This window comes from Cupriavidus taiwanensis, from assembly GCF_900249755.1.
GTDB lineage: Bacteria > Pseudomonadota > Gammaproteobacteria > Burkholderiales > Burkholderiaceae > Cupriavidus > Cupriavidus taiwanensis_D.
This window is the reverse complement of the sequence record NZ_LT976854.1, coordinates 2,223,709-2,240,927: the sequence shown is the minus strand read 5'-3', so window position 1 is coordinate 2,240,927 and position 17,219 is coordinate 2,223,709. Positions and strand designations below refer to the sequence as shown.

The window sequence follows — 17,219 nt, the reverse complement described above, 5'->3', positions numbered from 1 at the left end:
ACCCATGAACCAGGCCCTGGCAGCGCGCCCGCGCATCTTTGTGGCCGGCCACCGCGGCATGGTGGGCTCGGCGATCGAGCGCGCCCTGCGCGCGCAGGGCGGCGCCGACCTCGTCACGCGCACGCACGCCGAGCTGGACCTGTGCGACCAGGCGCAGGTGCAGGCGTTCTTCGCCGGCGAGCGCATCGACGCGGTCTACCTGGCCGCCGCGCGCGTGGGGGGCATCCATGCCAACAACACCTACCCCGCCGAATTCATCCGCCAGAACCTGGCCATCGCCACCAACGTGATCCATGGCGCCTGGCAGGCCGGCGTGCGGCGGCTGCTGTTCCTGGGCTCGAGCTGCATCTACCCGCGGCTGGCGCCGCAGCCGATCCGCGAAGCGTCGCTGCTGACCGGCGCGCTGGAGCCGACCAACGCGCCCTACGCCATCGCCAAGATCGCCGGCATCATGCTGTGCGACAGCTACAACCGCCAGTACGGCACCGATTATCGCTGCGTGATGCCGACCAATCTCTATGGGCCCGGCGACAACTACCACCCCGACAACAGCCACGTGATACCGGGACTGGTGCGCCGCTTCCATGACGCGCGCCTGGCCGGCAGCGAACGCGTGCCGGTGTGGGGCACCGGCAAGCCCCTGCGGGAATTCCTGCATGCGGACGACCTGGCGCGCGCCTGCCTGCATGTGATGGCGCTGTCCGCGCCGGCCTACCGCGAGGCCGCGCCCGCGGGCTTCCTCAACGTCGGCAGCGACGACGAGGTCTCGATCGGCGAACTGGCGGCATTGGTGGCGCAGGTCACCGGCTATCGCGGCACCATCGTCTTCGAAGCCGGCAAGCCCGACGGCACCCCGCGCAAGCGGCTGGACAGCAGCGCCATCATGCGCACCGGCTGGCACCCGCGCATTGCGCTGCGCGACGGCCTGCGCGGCGTCTACGACGAGGCCTGCCGCACCGGCATGCTGCCCGGCGGCATCGCGGCCGCGCTGGCCTGACCCCGAACGCGCGGAGCGGCCATGAAGATCCTGATCTACTGCCAGAACTACGCGCCCGAGCTGACCGGCATCGGCAAGTACACCGGCGAGCAGGCGCAATGGCTGGCCGCGCGCGGGCACGAGGTGCGCGTGGTCTGCGCGCCGCCGTACTACCCGGCGTGGCGCGTCAGCGAGGGCTACAGCGCCTGGCGCTATCGCCGCGAAACGCACGGCAGCGTGACCGTCTACCGCGCGCCGGTGTGGGTGCCGCGCAAGCCTTCCGGCCTGCTGCGCATCCTGCATCTGATGAGCTTTGCGCTGAGCAGCGTGCCGTGCATGGCGGCGCAGCTGCGCTGGCGTCCCGACGTGATCTTCGCGGTCGAGCCCACGCTGATGTGCAGCCCCGCGGCGCTGCTGCTGGGCAGCTGCACGCGCGCCCGCACCTGGCTGCATGTGCAGGACCTGGAGGTCGATGCCGCGTTCGCGCTGGGGGTGCTGCGCCATCCGCTGCTGCGCCGGCTGGCCACGCGCATCGAACGCGCGCTGACCACGCGCTTCCACCGCGTCTCGACCATCTCGCACGCGATGGCCGACGCGTTGCGCGCCAAGGGCGTCAGCAATGCGCGCCTGACGCTGCTGCCCAACTGGGCCGACCTGCACGAGGCCCCGGCCGACGCGGCGCTGGCGTTCCGGCAAGGGCTGGGCATTCCCGCCGATGCGGTGGTCGCGCTGTATGCCGGCAACATGGGCAACAAGCAGGGCCTGGAAGTGCTGGCCGACGCCGCGCAGGCGCTGCAAGGCCACCAGCGCATCCACGTGGTGCTGTGCGGCGACGGCAGCGGCCGCGCCGCGCTGCAGGCGCGCTGCGCCGGCATGGCGCGCGTGCACTTCCTGCCGCTGCAGCCGCAGGCGCAGTTCCACGCGATGATGGCGGCCGCCGATATCCATCTGCTGCCGCAGCGCGCCGACGCGGCCGACCTGGTGATGCCGTCCAAGCTCACCGGCATGCTGGCGAGCCGGCGCGCGGTGATTGCCACCGCGCTGCCCGATACCGAGCTGGGCCGCCTGGTGGCGCGCGTGGGCGTGCTGGTGCCGCCCGGCGATGGCAGCGCGCTGGCGCACGCCATTGCCACCCTCGCCTGCCAGCCGCAGCGGCGCGCCATGCATGCCGCCGCGGGCCGCGCCTGGGCCGAAGCCCATCTCGGCCGCGACGCGGTGCTGGCGCAACTGGAAACCGCGCTGCAGGCGCTGGTATCGCCGCCTGCCGCGCAAGATGCCTCCGCGGTTGCCTGAGGCGCCGCGGCGGCCCACCCAACATCGAAGGGGGAACCCGTCATGACCGACAACACCGCCACCACGCAGGCCGCGCTGGCGCAACGCCTGATGCAGACCATCAAGCCCCTGGTGCCCGCCTGGCTGCGCACGTACTACCACGTGCGCCGCGAGCAGCAGCATGACGCACGCTACCGCGCCAAGCCGCCTGGCGAAGTGTTCTCAGACATCTACCACAGCAGCCTGTGGGGCGAGGCGGAAGAGCCGGGCTTCTTCAGCGGCACCGGCTCGCACGACCCGCGCATCGTCCAGCCCTACACCGAGGCCGTCACCGCGCTGCTGCGCGAACTGCCGCGCAAGCCCGACGTGGTCGACCTGGGCTGCGGCGACTTCCATATCGGCAGCCGCATCCGCCCGGCCTGCGCGCGCTATGTCGCCTGCGACGTGGTGGCGCCGCTGATCGCGGCCAACCGCGAGCGCTACGGCCACCTCGATGTCGAATTCCGCTGCCTCGACATTGCCGGCGACGATCTGCCCGCCGGCGACGTGGTGTTCCTGCGCCAGGTGCTGCAGCACCTGGACAACGACAGGATCGCGCGCGTGCTGGCCAAGCTGCACCGCTACCAGGTGCTGGTGCTGACCGAACACCTGCCGCTGGCGCCGGATTTCCCGCCCAACGCGGCCAAGCGGCTGGGGGCGTCGACGCGGCTGGCGCGCATGGTGCCGAGCGGCGTGGTGCTGACCGCGCCGCCGTTCAACCTGAAGCCGGTGCACAGCCGCGTGTTGTGCGAGGTGCGCGAAGGCGCGGGCGTGATCCAGACCGTCGCCTACACCCTGCATTGAGCCGAAGTTCGCGCCACGGCCGCGGTCCTGCCGCGCGGCCGTCGGCCTCAGCCGGCCTGAGCCGGCTTCCGCCGCTCTCAGCCGCTCTCTATCGCTCTCAGCCGGCCGTGCCGGCCTCCGCCGTCTCGGCCGCTGACGCCGGGGCCAATGCGGCCTGGTAGATGGCCTCGTACTGGTCCAGCGCCCGCTCCGCGGAGAAATGCCGCGCCCACGCCAGCGAGTCGGCCGAGAGCTGGTCGAGCCGGGCCTGCGGCCACGACAGCAGCTCCAGCAGCACGCCCACGTTGCGCCGGGCCCAGGCCTGCGCCTGGCCTGGCTCGATCGCCTCCATCGGCTCCATCAGCAAGGCCAGCCCGCCGCCGATCTCCTGCATCGGCGCGCGCGCCGTGGTCAGCACCGGGATGCCGCACGCCATGGCCTCGATCACCGGCCAGCCGAAGCCCTCTTCCAGGCTCGGGAACAGCAGCACTGCCGCGAGCGCATAGGCAGCGTGCACGGCCGCGGTGGACATGCCCTCCAGGAAGCGCACCTCGCCGCCCAGCTGCTCCGCGCCGGCGGCCAGCTCGCGCATGGCCGGGGTCGGCTCGGGGCCGATCATCCACAGCGGGCGCGGCGCGGCGCCGCCGGCGCCCGTGCAAAGCGCCTCGCAATAGGCCTGGTAGAGCGCCAGCACGCCTTCGCGGTTCTTGTACCACTGGTTGCCGCCGATATGGACCAGCATGCCGGGCCGGATATCGTCGATGCTGGCCGCGCGCAGCCGGCGCATGGCGACATCGGGCGCGAGCGGGCGGAACGGGTAGTTGAGGCCGTTGTGCACCACGCGCACCCGCGGCGGCCGCCCCGGATGCAGGCGCAGCAGGTCCTGCGCGGTCTTGTCCGAGACCGCGACGAAGTTGCGGCCCAGGCCGACGCCGCGCAGGATCAGCGCCTGGTACAGGCGCCCGCTGGCGGACAGCTGGCGGCCGGGAAACTCCCCCGCCGCGGTGCGCTGGGCGATAAAGTCGTGGCAGTGGATGACATGCGGGCGGCGATGCAGCAGCCACATCCACATGCCCAGCGAATGATCGGTCAGCACCACCAGCGCGCCCGCGCCCTCGCGCCGCAGCCGCCACCACGCCCACGCCGGGAACAGCACGTACTGGTCGAGATAGCCGAGCCACTTGCGCGGGCCCGGGCGCGTGGACAGCCGCACCAGCACCGCGGGCGGCGTCCACAACTGGGCCTCGTGGCCGCGCTCGCGCATGCCTTCGACAATCATGGCCGCGAAGCGGTCCATGCTGTGGCTGCCGAAAAAAACGGGATGACCGAACAGGATGAGCCTCATATTGCCTTTCGCGGATCGATGTTGAGGTCTGATATGGGTGCGTGGCCCCGCGCTGGTGGCTAGCGCGGGCGCCGCGGCCGCGCGCGCCCGTCCGTGCGCGCGAGCCTTCCCTGGCGCGCCAGCCGCGTGACCGCCATGGTGAAGCCGACAAACAGAAAGCCCAGCACGTTGGCGGTCAGCTGGCCGATCAGCGACCAGGTCAGCAGGCACAGCGTGGCCACCAGCCACAGCAGGATGGCAAAGCTGTTGCCGCTGCGCCGCGCCGCGCCGACGGCGAGCCACAGCCCCGCCACGCAGACCGTGAACTTCAGCGCGACGTACAGGTAGCCGAGCAGGCCGGCCTCTTCGATGGTGCGCCCGGTCTCGGTCTCCGACAGCATGAAGGTGATTTCGCCGCGCTCGAGGTAGCTGGCCAGGTTGCTGCCGCGCCCGAGCCCCGCGCCCAGCAGGCTCGGTTTGGCGTAGGCCTCGCTCTCGCCCAGGAACATGGTGCCGACGCGGTCGCTGAAGTCTTCGTCCTCGGCCGCGTCGTGGAAGCGCTGGACCGTGCCTTCGACCGACTCGCTGAACACGGCCATGCCGACCGCCCCGATCAGCACCGCCGCGCCCGCCCACACCAGCACGCGGCGCTTGGCCACGGCGCGCCCGAACAGCAGCGTGCACAGCGCCGCCACCGCGAACAGGCCCGGCAGCAACAGCACGGTCGCGCGCGAACCGCTCACCAGCACGCTCACCAGCAGGCTGCCCAGCACCACCAGCGCATACAGCCAGTGGCGCTTGCCGTCGCCGCCGAGCACGTAGTGCAGCGCCATCGGCATGGCGATCGCCAGGAAGGTGGTGTAGCCCAGCGTGAACGAGAACGTGCCGGTGGTGCGCACGATGTCGCCGACCATCATGAAGACCCGGTCCTCGTCGCCGTCGACCTGCCGGTTCAGGAAGCTGCCCGGCGGCAGGTAGTGCTGCAGCACCACCAGCGGCGCCATCAGCACCATCAGCACCAGCGTGGTCTTGCAGATCGCGGCGACGTCGTCGGGCTCGAGCAGCAGCGCCGCGGCCACGCCGAACCACAGGTAGAGCAGCCAGAAGCGCAGGCCGACCAGCATGATGGCGAGGTTGCCCTCGCCGGCGATGGTCTGCACCAGTCCCCACGCCAGCACCAGCGCGCTCCACAGCAGCAGCAGCCGCACCGCGGGCCGTGCCGGCGTGAAGCCGCCGTAGCGCATGGCGTAGTAGATGCCATAGACCGCCAGCAGGTCGCGCAGCAGCACCAGCGGCAGGCTCAGCGAGCCCGCCACCCACTTGCGCGCCGCCCCTTCCAGCACGGCGACCAGGAACACCAGCAGGAACACCGTGCCGAAGGTGGTGCGGGCCTGCCGGCGGATGCGCGAGCGCGCCGGCGGCGCCAGGTGTGCGGCGGAGTGGCTCAGCATAGCGTCGCGATGGTTGCGACCGCGGCGCGGCGATACCTGGCCCAGGTGTACTTCTCCCCGGCCAGGCTCGCGTACGGGCGCGCCTCGTCCAGGCTGGCGCGTACCGTGGCAAGCTCCAGCATGCGGTCATACAGCGATTGCGCGCTGACCTGGACGATCCAGCCCGCGCGCGGGAATTCCTGCAGAATCTCCTTGGCCCCGACCCGCTCCGACACCAGCGCCGGCGTGCCGCAGGCGAGCGCCTCGGCCACCACCATGCCGAACGAATCGAAGCGCGACGGCAGCACCAGGCAATCGGCGTCGGCCAGCTCCTGGTACAGCGCCGATTGCGGCAAGGCGCCGAGCAGCGTGACCCCGGGAGTCGCCGCCAGCGCCGCGGCCAGCCCGGGCTCGGCACCGCCGCCGGCCACCGCCAGCTCGGCCTCCGGCACGCGCGCGCGCACCATGGCAAAGGCCTGTTGCAGCAGGTCGACGGCCTTGAGCGTGGTCAGCCCGCCGGCATACAGGAAGCGCGTGCCGGCGCGCGTGCGCCGGCGCTGCACGTGGCCCGGCAGGCTCGCGCCGAGCAGGATCGACCTGAGCTTGGCGTCCGGCACGCCAGCCTGCGCGTAGGTCTGCGCGGCAAACTCGGAACAGGTGATGACCAGGTCGGCCAGCTCCACCTCGCGGTCCTTGCGCGCGTCGATGCACGCCAGGTAGGGGTCGGGCTGCAGGCCCAGCAGCGCCGCCGCGGTGGCGCGATGCACCGCCGGCGCGTCGAGCACGCAGCGGGCGCCGATGCGGCGCGCCGCCTCGAAGGTCTGCATCGCCGAGTTCTCGTAGGCCACCACCACGTCGGGGCGCAGCGCCTCGACGCGCCGCGCGGCCCACGCATCGAACAGGTGGAACACGCGGTGCGCATAGGCCGACTGCGACATGCCCAGGTAGCGGTTGAGTCCGACGCGGCGGTGCAGCCCCAGCTTGAGCATGGCCGGGAAGCACAGCGGATGGCGGCGCAGCGCGCGCGGGATGCCGACCTCGCGCACCTTGGCGCCGAGCGACGGCGGCAGCCACCACGGCACCGGCTCGCCCGGCCCGCGCACCGGCACGCCCGACCAGTACTGGCAGAGCAGCCCCTGCTCGTACAGCGCCTGCGCCATCTGGTGCGAATGCTGCAGGCCGGGGTGGGTGACCAGGACCTTCATGGGCGGCTCCCGTCGACGCTCAGCACCGGCGGCGGCAGCAGCCGCCCGGCGCGGATCGCGCCCGCCAGTTCGCACAGCACCGCGGCGCCCAGCCCGGAGGCCAGCCCGGCCTCGAACCACAGCACGCCGCGCAGCGTGGTCAGGTCCAGCAGGTGGGGCGCGATCAAGCACCACGCCACCACCACCGGCACCTGCATGTAGTTGAAGTGGTTCAGGCCCCGGTTGGCCAGCAGTTCCCACGCCACGCCGGCAATGCTGTAGGCCCCCGCGCCCAGGCACGCGATCAGCAGTTCCGAAGTCAGCCCGGCGTAGTTGCCGCCGACCAGGCGCAGCAGCAGTGCGGGCCACAGCCACGCCAGCAGCACCAGCGTGCAGGCCGGCAGCGAACCCAGCAGCAGCCAGCCCAGGTACTGGCGCAGCACGTGCTCGCGCGCCTGCGCGAAGCGCGGCACGACATACGCGCCCACCACGATGCTGACCGGCACCAGCAGCTGGCCGATGCGCGACAGCGCACCGATCGCCGCGGTCTGGCTGACCGCGCCGTAGAACGCGACGATGCCGAAGGCGAACTGCGACTGCATGCAGTAGAACGCGTCCATGGGAATCTGGCGGCGCGTGATGGCGCGGATCGAGCGCTGGTCCTCGGGCATCGGCTCGGCCGCGGTCGCCGGCAGTTCGCGGCGCAGCCAGCGGCGCACGAACGGCACGCGCAGCCCGGCGAACAGCGTGTTGACCAGGCTGGCGGCCAGCGCGCTCTGCAGCCCCAGCAGGTAGACCCCCCACGACAGCACCAGCCGCGCGCCCGACAGGCTGGCATCCAGCACCTGCAGCGCCGGCGCGCGGTTGGCGAACAGCAGCACCTGGTCCACCACGCGCGACTGCATGTCGAAATACCACATCGTCAGCAGCGTCAGCAGCAGCGCGGCAATCAACGCCAGCGACGCATGGTTGCGGTACATCAGCACGCCGGCGACGACCAGCAGCGGCGGCAGCAGGAAGGCCGAGATGCGCTTGCGCTGCGCCAGCGCGGCGCGCGTGGCCTGCGCCGCGCGCGCGCGGTCCGGCCAGGTGCGCCCCAGGATCGCATTCAGCCCGAAATGGATGCCGCCCTTGGTGATGATCGACATCGCGCCGACGATGGCCCCCGTGACCGTATAGATGGCGTAGTCGCCCACGCTGAGCCAATGCGCCAGCAGCAGGCCGGTGATGGCGCCCAGCCCCTGCGACAGCACCGCGAAGATGAAGATGCGCAGCGCCTTCATGGCGTGCCGCCCGGCGTGGCGCTGCTGGCGGCGGCGCCGCGCGCGGGCTGCGGCGCCGGCCGCTGGCCGACGATATCCAGCAGCCGCTGCGCGCTCTGGCGCACCTCGAAGCGTCGGAGGAAGCAGGCTTGCGCCTGCACCCGCATGCGCGCCTGCGCGTCGGGCCCTGCCTGCAGCCACTGGCGCAGGCACGCACCGGTGCCCTCGGCGGTATCCGCACCGGCCAGTCCGGCCCCGTCGGCAACGATCTCGCGCCAGATATTGACCTTGTCCGAAATCAGCACCGGCACGCCGCAGCCCAGCGCCTCGGCCACGGCCACGCCAAAGTTCTCCTGGTGCGACGGCAGGCTGAAGACTTCCGCCGCGTGATAGGCGCCCCATTTCACGTCGCCGGACAGCATCCCGGTCCAGCTCAGCCGCTGCGCCAGTCCCAGGCCCTCGGCCTGCCGCGCCAGGCGTTCGCGCAGCGCCGCCTCGACCGGGCCCGCCAGCACCAGCTGCAGCCGCGGATCCGCACCGGCCACGCCGGCAAAGGCTTCGACCAGCAGGTCGCAGCCCTTCTTTTCGTGGATGCGCCCGAGGAACAGCACGATGCGCTTGCCGCGCAGCGCCGGAAATGCGGCGAAGAAGGTCTCGCGCAGCGGCGCGGCAGCGGTGGGCGGCTGCGCGGTGCCGTAGCCGGCCACCAGCTCGCGGCAGCGATAGGGCCAGAACGCATTGCGCGAACGCCGCTGCTCTTCCTCGCAGGTGAACAGCACGCCGCGCGCGCCGCGCAACACCCAGTAGTCGCCGAGCAGCCAGTACAGGCTCTTCTTGACGTGCTTGAGCGGATAACGCTCGCGGAACCACGGGTCGAGCATGCCGTGCGTATAGACGAAGTACGGCACCTCGGCGCCGCGCAGCGCCAGGCAGGTGGCCAGCGCATGGAACTGCCACAGGCCTTCGACCAGCACCGCGTCATAGTCGGCCGCATGGGCGCGCAGCCACGCCAGCATCCTGGGGTTGAAGCCGTATTTGGACGAAACCGGGCCCAGTGCGATTACGTTCATCTCGCTGGCACGCACGAACGGCGCGTCGGGTGCGTCGCCACAGCAGACATGGATCTCGGCGCCGCGTTCGCGCAGCGGCTGGCGCAATTGGCGGATGCCCTCGATGGGGCCGCCCCCGGCGGGGTCGATGGAGGGTATGACGTGCAGCAATTTCATGGTGCAGGGCGATCTCCGGATTCCGCGCGTCGTGCCCGCTCTGCGGCAGGCTCTGGTCCCCAGGCTGGCGCCAATGGCAAGCGGGGCCATACGTCCTCGTGCCCGCAGCATGAGCCAGCCCGTCCGCGGGCTCTGTTCGCTGCCACACACCCGCACGGCCAGCACCGGCGCCGCCTGGCCAATGTGGACCAGCGCACCGAGCCGCGCGCCGCGGCGCACCAGAATGGCTGGCATCCGGCGCCATCCGCATGGCGCGCACCTTGTTCCTGCCATGCCGATCCCGATCCTGATGTACCACCAGATCGACGCCCCGCCGCCACGCCGCTCGCCCGGGCGCGGGCTGTGGGTGCCGCCCGCGCGCTTCCGGCGCCAGATGCGGCTGATGCACCGGCTGGGCTATCGCGGCCTGAGCATGCGCGACCTGATGCCGTACCTGCACGGCGAGCGCAGCGGCAAGGTGTTCGGCATCACCTTCGACGACGGCTTCCGCAACGTGTTCGAGCACGCCATGCCCGCGCTGGATGCGCTGGGTTTCACCGCCACCAACTACTTTGTCTCGCGCCAGCTGTCGGGCAGCAATGTGTGGGACCGTGACCTGGGCATCCGGCCCGCGGCGCTGATGAGCGTGGCGCAGATGCGCGCCTGGCACCAGCGCGGCCATGAAGTCGGCTCGCATACGCTGGACCATGTCGACCTGCGCCGCATGGCGCCGCACGAGGCGCGCCGGCAGATCGCCGCGTCCAAGGATGAGCTCGAGCAATGGCTCGGCGTGCCGGTGACGGCCTTCTGCTATCCCTACGGCAGCCAGGACGCCGCGCACCGGGACATGGTGCGCGAGGCGGGCTACGCCAACGCCACCATTACCGCGCGCGGCCTGGCCCGCGCCAGCGACGACCCGTTCGGCCTGCCGCGCGTGAGCGTGTATTGCGCCACCGGCCTGTTCGGCTTCCTGCGCAAATGCCTGACCGCGCACGAAGACCGCTGGCGCGAAGCCTAGCGGCCGGCTTCGGAACCCTGCCGGTCGGTGCTGAACGGTGCCGGCTCGCTGGGGTGCCGGGTGAAGCGCGCGATGGCCTCGGCGTAGCGCTGCGCCACCGCCTTGCGTTCGTGCTCGTGCAGGAACTGGCGCGTGCCGGCTTCGTCCCGGCGTGACGCGCCGGCCAGCACGGCGGCCATGGCCGCGTGCAATGGCTCGAGCGCCGGCTCGACCACCCAGCCGAAATCGCCAACCGCTTCAGGCAGGCCGCCGCGCTGGCTGACGATCACTTCGCAGCCCGCCGCCAGGCCTTCCAGTGCGACGATGCCGAACGATTCATAGCCCAGCGACGGCGCCACCAGGCATCGATGCCGGCCCAGCATCGCCGCCACGCCGGCGGCGCACTGGCAGCCGGCAAAGTGCACCGCATCCGCGCAGCCAAGCGCGGCGGCGAGGCGCGCCAGCGCCTCGCGCTCGGGCCCGTCGCCGACGATGGTCAGCCGCGCATGCGGCTGGCGCGCATGCAGGCGCGCGAAGCTGCGCACCAGCAAATCCACGCCTTTTTCCGACACCAGCCGCCCGACGAAGATAAAGCTGCCCGCCGGCCGCGCATCGGCCGGCGCCGCGTGCGCGAACAGTTCGTCGCGATAGCCGTTGTGGATCACCAGCGGCTGGCCCGGCAGCCAGCCGGCCAGGTAGTGGCTGACGCAGATGCCGTGGTAGAAGCGCGACAGCCAGCGCTTGATGACACCGGCCCAGGCGCGGCGCTTGTGGCCGTGGACCACGTACGGGCCGTGGTGGGTCAGCACGATGCGCCGGCGCAGCACGCTGGCCAGCATCACGTCGTAGAAGGTCAGGCCAACGAACAGCACGCGCCGGTGGCGCAACAGCGCCCGCGCCAGCTGCAGCTTGCCGCGGATCCGGGTCACGGTGAACGGGAACGTGGTGGCATCGCCGGGCGCGGCCGGCGTGCGCGTGGCCACTTCCACCGGGTAGCCCAGTTCCGCCAGGCCATGCGCCAGTTCCTCGGCGAACCGCTCCATGCCGCCGATCGCCGGATGGAAGGGGGCGCTGTAGATCAGGATGCTTGGCAGCGGCGCAGGGGTCTCGTGCAGCCGCAAGGGTTGCATCATCGCGTCATGGCTCCGGTCGCGCAGCGTGTCAGCACGCCTGTGCACGCTGCGTCTGCCTGCAGCATGCGCCAGCACCGGGTGCCGCTCCGTGCGCTGGCGCACCTGTCTGGAGCGCAATGGTCGCGCGAGGGCGGCGCAATGGCCGACGCACCCGGCCTGGCAGGCTCTCGCCCTGTTTCTGTGGCGCGGCGCACCGATGCGCCGGCCGCCTTCGCGCGAGCATCGCCGCAATGCCAGCCGTCCCGGAACGCTTCGTATGATCATCCAGCACACCCACCGCACCTCCGGCCCGTCGTTTTCGCTGTCCAACCGTGTGCGCCGGCAGCTATGGAACTGGGTATGGCTGTGGCTGTTCCGCCCCAGCCTGCGCCCGATGCATGCCTGGCGCGCCGCGCTGCTGCGGTTGTTCGGCGCACGGCTGGGCCGCGACGCGCGGGTCTACCCCGGCGCGCGCATCTGGGCGCCGTGGAACCTGGTGATGGGCGAGCACACCGCCGTCGCCGACGGCGTGACGCTCTACAACATCAGTCCGATCACGCTTGGCGACTACGCCACCGTGTCGCAGGGCTCGCACCTGTGCACCGGCTCGCACGACTACAACAGCGAAACGTTCCAGCTGATCGCGTCGCCGATCACGCTGGAGCGCCATGTGTGGGTGTGCGCCGAAGCCTTCATCTCGCCGGGCGTGACGCTGCCCGAAGGCGTGGTGATTGCGCCGCGCACGGTGGTCACCAAGCCGCTGCGCGAAGCGTGGACGGTGTATGGCGGCACGCCCGCGCGGCCCATCGGCCAGCGCCGCCCGCAGCCGTGAAACGGCCCGCAGCGCCGCGCGCCCAGTGCGGGGCATGCCACGCAAGGCGCTTGCGGCAGTGTGCGAGAGCGCACCGATTCGCGCTACCCGCAGCCCTAGGCTGGGAGCATCGGGGGCATGCCGTCCCAACGCGCGCCCAGCCCCAAATGTGCAGGAGTCATGTCGTGGAAACCAGTCAATGCCGCACCGCTTGCCTCATCCCCCGCACCCACCGCACCGGCCATGCGCGCCCGCGCTCGCTGCCGGGACTGTGCGCCGTACTCGGCGCCGCCCTGCTGCTGGGCGGCTGCGCCGCCTCGCCGGGGATGCACTTCAGCCCGACCGCGAATGTCGACGCGGTCGGCCCCGACGTCAAGCCGGACATCACGCCCATCACCATGGACCTGGTGCGCGAGCTGCGCGCCAAGAGCAAGCCCACCAATGACCGCGTCGAAGAACTGTTCGCCACGCCCAAGCCCTATGTGATCGGCCCCGGCGACATCATCTCGGTGGTGGTGTGGGACCACCCGGAACTGGTGTTCCCGACGCAGACCTACAGCATCGGCGCGGGCTTCGAGGTGCCGGCGTCGACCGGCGGCTCGAACATGCCGGGCTATGTGGTCAGCCCCAACGGCGATATCCAGTTCCCGTATGCCGGCGTGATGAAGGTCTCGGGCAAGACCGCCAACCAGGTGCGCGACGAAATGGCGCGCGTGCTCTCGCGCGTGGTGCGCAACCCGCAGATGACGGTGCGCGTGCTGGGCTTTCGCAGCCAGCGCGTCTATGTCGACGGCGAGGTGCGCACGCCCGGCATGCTCGCCATCGACGACGCGCCGATGACGCTGGTCGAGGCGCTGAACCGCGCCGGCGGCGTGCTCAACAACACCGGCGACAACAGCCGCGTGCGCGTCACCCGCGGCGAGCGCAGCTGGTACGTGAATATCCCGGCGATGCTGGCCAAGGGCATCGACCCGTCGCGCATCCTGCTGCGCTCGGGCGACATCGTGCGCGTCGAGCAGCGCGAGGACAGCAAGATCTTCGTCACCGGCGAGGTGGTCCGGCCGGCCTCGCTGCTGATGCGCAACGGCCGCATGACGCTGAACGAGGCGCTCGGCGACGCCGGCGGCGTGAACCCCAACTCCGCCAACGCCGAGCAGATCTACGTGATCCGCAAGACCGCCAGCGATACGCCCAAGGTATTCCACCTCGACGGCACCTCGCCGGTGGCGCTGGCGATTGCCGAGGGCTTCGAGCTCGAGCCCAAGGACGTGGTCTACGTGGATGCACGCGAAGTGGTGCGGTGGAGCCGCGTCATGACCCTGCTGGTGAGCCCGATCGTGGGCGTCAACAGTCTCGCTACGCGGCCCTGAACCATGCTGCTCGCGCCGCCCCTGATAGCCGATGAAGCCGCGATGATCCGCTCGATCCTGGTGGTGTGCCTGGGCAACCGTTGCCGCAGCCCGATGGCCGCCGACCTGCTGCGCCAGGCCCTGCCCGACTGCAGCATCAGCTCCGCGGGGCTGGCGCCGCCGCCCGACGCCGGCGCCGATCCGCGCGTGATCCGGCTGCTGGCCAAGGATGGGCTGGACCTGGCGGCGCACCGCACGCGCGAACTCGACGACGGCATGGTGAACGATGCCGACCTGGTGCTGGTGATGGACAGCGAGCAGCGCGAATGGCTGGAGCAGCGCTTCCCGCAGGCGCGCGGCAAGACCTTCCGCCTGTGCGAGGCCGCGCAGGCGGATATTCCCGATCCCTACGGCGGCTCGCAGGCGATGTTCCTGATCGTGCTGGGGCTGATCCGCGAGGGCGTGCAGGCATGGACCGCACAGATTCAATCCGAAGCACAGGCAACCCGCTACGGGGAGGCAACATGAGCAACATCAAGAACCTGCGTGACTACGAGGCCCAGGCCACCGACGGCGATGAGCCGTCGTCTGACCTGACCTCGTATGTCGACGTGCTGATCCGCTATCGCTGGACCTTTATCGGGGTTGCTGCCGCGGTCATGGCCGTGGGCCTGCTGTTCGCGCTGCTGACCAAGCCGGTCTACCGTGCCGACATGCTGGTGCAGGTGGAGGAGCAGAACAGCACCAGCGCCAACAACCCCAACAAGCCCACCGCCACCGTGTCGCCGGTGTATGACGTCAGGCCCGCCCCGTCGGCGGAGATCGAGCTGCTGCGCTCGCGCATGGTGGTCGGCAAGGCGGTCGACGCGCTGCAGCTGGACGTGTCCGCGTCGCCGCACTACTTCCCGGTGATCGGCGCGGCGCTGGCCGGCTTCAACCGCGAGCTGTCGCAGCCGGGCCTGTTCGGCAAGGGCGGCTATGCGTGGGGCAGCGAAGCGATCGCGGTCTCGCGCCTGGAGGTGCCGCCGGCGATGGAGCGCCGGCTGATCACGGTGACCGCGCTGGGCAACGGCAAGTACCGGCTGGCCTTCGCCAGCGACGACGCCGTGGTCGAAGGCAGCGTCGGCGTGCCGCTGACGGTGGCGACCCACAGCGGCAAGGTCACGATCGAGATCACCCAGCTCGAAGGCCGGGCCGGCGCGGTGTTCCACGTCTCGCGCGTGCCGCGCGCGGTGGCCATTGCCGACCTGCAAAGCAAGCTGATGATCACCGAGCGCGGCAAGCAGAGCGGCGTGATCGGCGTGGCGCTGGAAGGCACCTCGGCCGAGAAGACCGCCGCCATCCTGAACGAGGTCGGCAACGAGTATGTCGAGCAGAACCTGCGCCGCAAGGCCGCCGAGGCCGAGAAGTCGCTGGCCTTCCTGGAGGCGCAGCTGCCGCAGCTCAAGCAGCAGCTGGAAAGCGCCGAGTCGCGCTACAACGCCATGCGCAACCAGCGCGGCACCATCGACCTGAACGAAGAATCCCGGCTGGTGCTGGCGCAATCGGTAGCCGCACAGACCAAGCTGGCCGACCTGCGCCAGCGGCGCCAGGAACTGATTGCGCGCTTCACGCCCAACCATCCGGCGATCGAGATCATGGACAAGCAGATCGCCGACGTGAACGCCGAGCTCGGCACCGTCGGCGGCAAGATCCAGCGCCTGCCGGACATCGAGCAGAACGTGCTGCGGCTGATGCGCGATGTGCGGGTCAGCACCGAGATGTACCAGTCGCTGCTGAACGACGTGCAGCAGCTCAGGCTGGTCAAGGCCAGCAAGATCGGCACGGCGCGGCTGGTGGACCCGCCCGAGGTGCCGATCCGCCCGGTCAAGCCGAACCGCAAGCTGATCGCCGCGGCCTCGGTGCTGCTGGGCCTGCTGGCCGGCACCGCGGTGGTGGTGCTGCGCCGGCTGCTCGACGGCGGCGTCGCCGATGCCGACGAGATCGAGCGCGAAACCGGCATGACGGTGTACGCCACGGTGCCCTACAGCGCGGCGCAGTCGCGCCTGCGCGGCGGGCCCGATGTCGACCGGCTGCTGGCGCGGCGCCTGCCGGACGACCCGGCCGTGGAGAGCCTGCGCAGCTTCCGCACCTCGCTGCAGTTTGCGCTGCTCAACAGCGACAGCAACAACGTGGTGGTGATCACCGGGCCGGCACCGGAAGTCGGCAAGTCCTTCATCTCGGCCAACTTCGCCACGGTGCTGGCCACCGCCGGGCGCCGCGTGGTGCTGGTCGACGCCGACCTGCGGCGCGGCGGCCTCAACCACCATTTCGGCAAGCCGCGCGTGCCGGGGCTGACCGAGCTGCTGACCGGCACGCCGCTGGAGCAGGTGCTGCAGCGCGACGTGGTGCCCGGGCTGGACTTCATCGCCACCGGCTCCGAACCGCCGCTGGCCGCCGACCTGCTGCAGACGCGCGGCATGGATACGCTGCTGGCCACGCTCAGGAACCGTTACGACGTGGTGCTGCTCGATACCCCGCCGGTACTGGCCACCTCCGACGCCGGCGTGCTGGCAACCAAGGCTGGGGCGGTGTTCCTAGTGGCGCGGGCCGATGCCAGTACGGCATCAGAGCTCAAGGCGACGCGGCGTGCGATCGTGCAGGCTGGCAGTGATATCAAAGGCGTGATCTTCAATGGCCTGAAGGTGGAGGGGCGGTGGTATCGGGCGCATTATCACTTTGGGAAGTATCGGTATATGAATCAGTATGGGGGGGCTAGTTCTAAGAGGGCATGAGGGGGTCGTCTGGCGTGGGCGCGGCATGTCGCTTTTGGTGACATGCTGTCGGCTCTTGAACCGCCTGGTTCCGCCCTGCTGGGCGGGTCACTTTTTGGCCGAGCGCCAAAAAGTAACCAAAAAACGCGTCGCCTGTGCGGCTGGCAATCAATTCCACGGCGTTGGTGGTTCCAGCGGTGGTGATTTCCCTTTGGCGTGGGTGCCCGTTCGAGCCTGCTAACGCTATGTGAGTCAGGGGTGGTGCCTGCGATAACCCACTTTTGAACGATCCCAAACTAGGGTGTAGGCAGCCTGCTGCTGGCGTCAACGCGGGGACGCCTTCGGCTGCGCTGCGCGCCGGTCCTATCGCAGGGCGTGGGCTCTGGCATGGAACGCGTCGCTGCGCTTGCTTGGCGCTGGCAGGCCCGCAGGCCGCGGCTGCCGTGGCTGCTTCGCTGCGGAAGGCCTGACTTCGTTGAGGCTCCCTGCCCTCACCCCCGGCCCCTCTCCCGCAGGCGGGAGAGGGGAGCAAACCAGTGGCAGTGGCCCCGCCGGTCCTATCGCGAGGCGGAGGCCCAGGCACGGAACGCGTCGCTGCGCTCGCTTAGCGCTGGCAGGCCCGCAGGCCGCGGCTGCCGTGGCTGCTTCGCTGCGGAAGGCCTGACTTCGTTGAGGCTCCCTGCCCTCACCCCCCGGCCCCTCTCCCGCAGGCGGGAGAGGGG

At 70.8% G+C, this 17,219-nt stretch carries 14 protein-coding genes; 8 read left to right on the top strand and 6 right to left on the bottom strand.

The genetic code is table 11. From position 1 onward, the window contains the following. Positions 1-4 precede the first annotated feature (4 nt). The 3 genes from CBM2594_RS25600 to CBM2594_RS25590 are packed head-to-tail and all read left to right on the top strand — an operon-like array spanning position 5 to position 3,091. Positions 5-997: a GDP-L-fucose synthase family protein gene (locus CBM2594_RS25600; RefSeq protein WP_116359554.1), complete on the top strand. Its 993-nt coding sequence runs from the start codon at positions 5-7 to the stop codon at positions 995-997. Between the two features lie 21 nt (positions 998-1,018). Then, on the top strand, positions 1,019-2,269 hold the full coding sequence (locus CBM2594_RS25595; protein ID WP_116359553.1) for a glycosyltransferase WbuB: 1,251 nt from the start codon (positions 1,019-1,021) through the stop codon (positions 2,267-2,269). 42 nt (positions 2,270-2,311) lie between these two features. Continuing rightward, on the top strand, positions 2,312-3,091 hold the full coding sequence (locus CBM2594_RS25590) for a class I SAM-dependent methyltransferase (protein ID WP_116359552.1): 780 nt from the start codon (positions 2,312-2,314) through the stop codon (positions 3,089-3,091). Positions 3,092-3,188: 97 nt separating this feature from the next. Here CBM2594_RS25590 and CBM2594_RS25585 read toward each other — a convergent pair whose 3' ends face one another. Genes CBM2594_RS25585 through CBM2594_RS25565 form a run of 5 tightly spaced genes read right to left on the bottom strand, consistent with a single transcriptional unit; the run spans position 3,189 to position 9,496 of the window. Beyond that, complete coding sequence (locus CBM2594_RS25585; RefSeq protein ID WP_116359551.1) at positions 3,189-4,415, bottom strand: glycosyltransferase; 1,227 nt, start codon at positions 4,413-4,415, stop codon at positions 3,189-3,191. Positions 4,416-4,474: 59 nt separating this feature from the next. Then, positions 4,475-5,845, bottom strand: a complete 1,371-nt coding sequence (locus CBM2594_RS25580; RefSeq protein WP_116359550.1) for a hypothetical protein — start codon at positions 5,843-5,845, stop codon at positions 4,475-4,477. Continuing rightward, positions 5,839-7,029: a glycosyltransferase gene (locus tag CBM2594_RS25575; RefSeq protein ID WP_116359549.1), complete on the bottom strand. Its 1,191-nt coding sequence runs from the start codon at positions 7,027-7,029 to the stop codon at positions 5,839-5,841. Before CBM2594_RS25575 ends, CBM2594_RS25580 begins: the two co-directional genes overlap by 7 nt. Further along, positions 7,026-8,291 carry a hypothetical protein gene (locus CBM2594_RS25570; RefSeq protein ID WP_116359548.1) on the bottom strand — a complete coding sequence of 422 codons (1,266 nt, stop codon included), beginning with the start codon at positions 8,289-8,291 and terminating at the stop codon, positions 7,026-7,028. Before CBM2594_RS25570 ends, CBM2594_RS25575 begins: the two co-directional genes overlap by 4 nt. Beyond that, a complete protein-coding gene (locus tag CBM2594_RS25565) occupies positions 8,288-9,496 on the bottom strand; it encodes a glycosyltransferase (protein ID WP_116359547.1) in 1,209 nt (402 codons plus the stop codon). Before CBM2594_RS25565 ends, CBM2594_RS25570 begins: the two co-directional genes overlap by 4 nt. Before the next feature lie 271 nt (positions 9,497-9,767). Between CBM2594_RS25565 and CBM2594_RS25560 the strand changes: the two genes are divergently transcribed. Beyond that, positions 9,768-10,493, top strand: a complete 726-nt coding sequence (locus tag CBM2594_RS25560) for a polysaccharide deacetylase family protein (protein ID WP_116359787.1) — start codon at positions 9,768-9,770, stop codon at positions 10,491-10,493. On the opposite strand, the gene CBM2594_RS25555 is transcribed toward CBM2594_RS25560, so the two are convergent. After that, entirely contained in the window at positions 10,490-11,605 is a 1,116-nt protein-coding gene (locus tag CBM2594_RS25555) for a glycosyltransferase family 4 protein (protein ID WP_116359546.1), read from the bottom strand. The two genes, CBM2594_RS25560 and CBM2594_RS25555, sit on opposite strands and share 4 nt — an antisense overlap. A 256-nt stretch (positions 11,606-11,861) precedes the next feature. On the opposite strand from CBM2594_RS25555, the gene CBM2594_RS25550 reads away from it, so the two are divergent. From CBM2594_RS25550 to CBM2594_RS25535, 4 genes are all read left to right on the top strand, one after another. Continuing rightward, entirely contained in the window at positions 11,862-12,416 is a 555-nt protein-coding gene (locus CBM2594_RS25550; protein WP_116359545.1) for a putative colanic acid biosynthesis acetyltransferase, read from the top strand. A 305-nt stretch (positions 12,417-12,721) separates the two neighbouring features. Next, a complete protein-coding gene (locus tag CBM2594_RS25545) occupies positions 12,722-13,765 on the top strand; it encodes a polysaccharide biosynthesis/export family protein (protein ID WP_116359786.1) in 1,044 nt (347 codons plus the stop codon). A gap of 3 nt (positions 13,766-13,768) precedes the next feature. Beyond that, positions 13,769-14,272 (top strand): low molecular weight protein-tyrosine-phosphatase, encoded by a 504-nt coding sequence (locus CBM2594_RS25540; protein WP_116359544.1) that lies wholly within the window; start codon positions 13,769-13,771, stop codon positions 14,270-14,272. After that, complete coding sequence (locus CBM2594_RS25535; protein WP_116359543.1) at positions 14,269-16,518, top strand: polysaccharide biosynthesis tyrosine autokinase; 2,250 nt, start codon at positions 14,269-14,271, stop codon at positions 16,516-16,518. Before CBM2594_RS25540 ends, CBM2594_RS25535 begins: the two co-directional genes overlap by 4 nt. Positions 16,519-17,219: the final 701 nt, after the last annotated feature.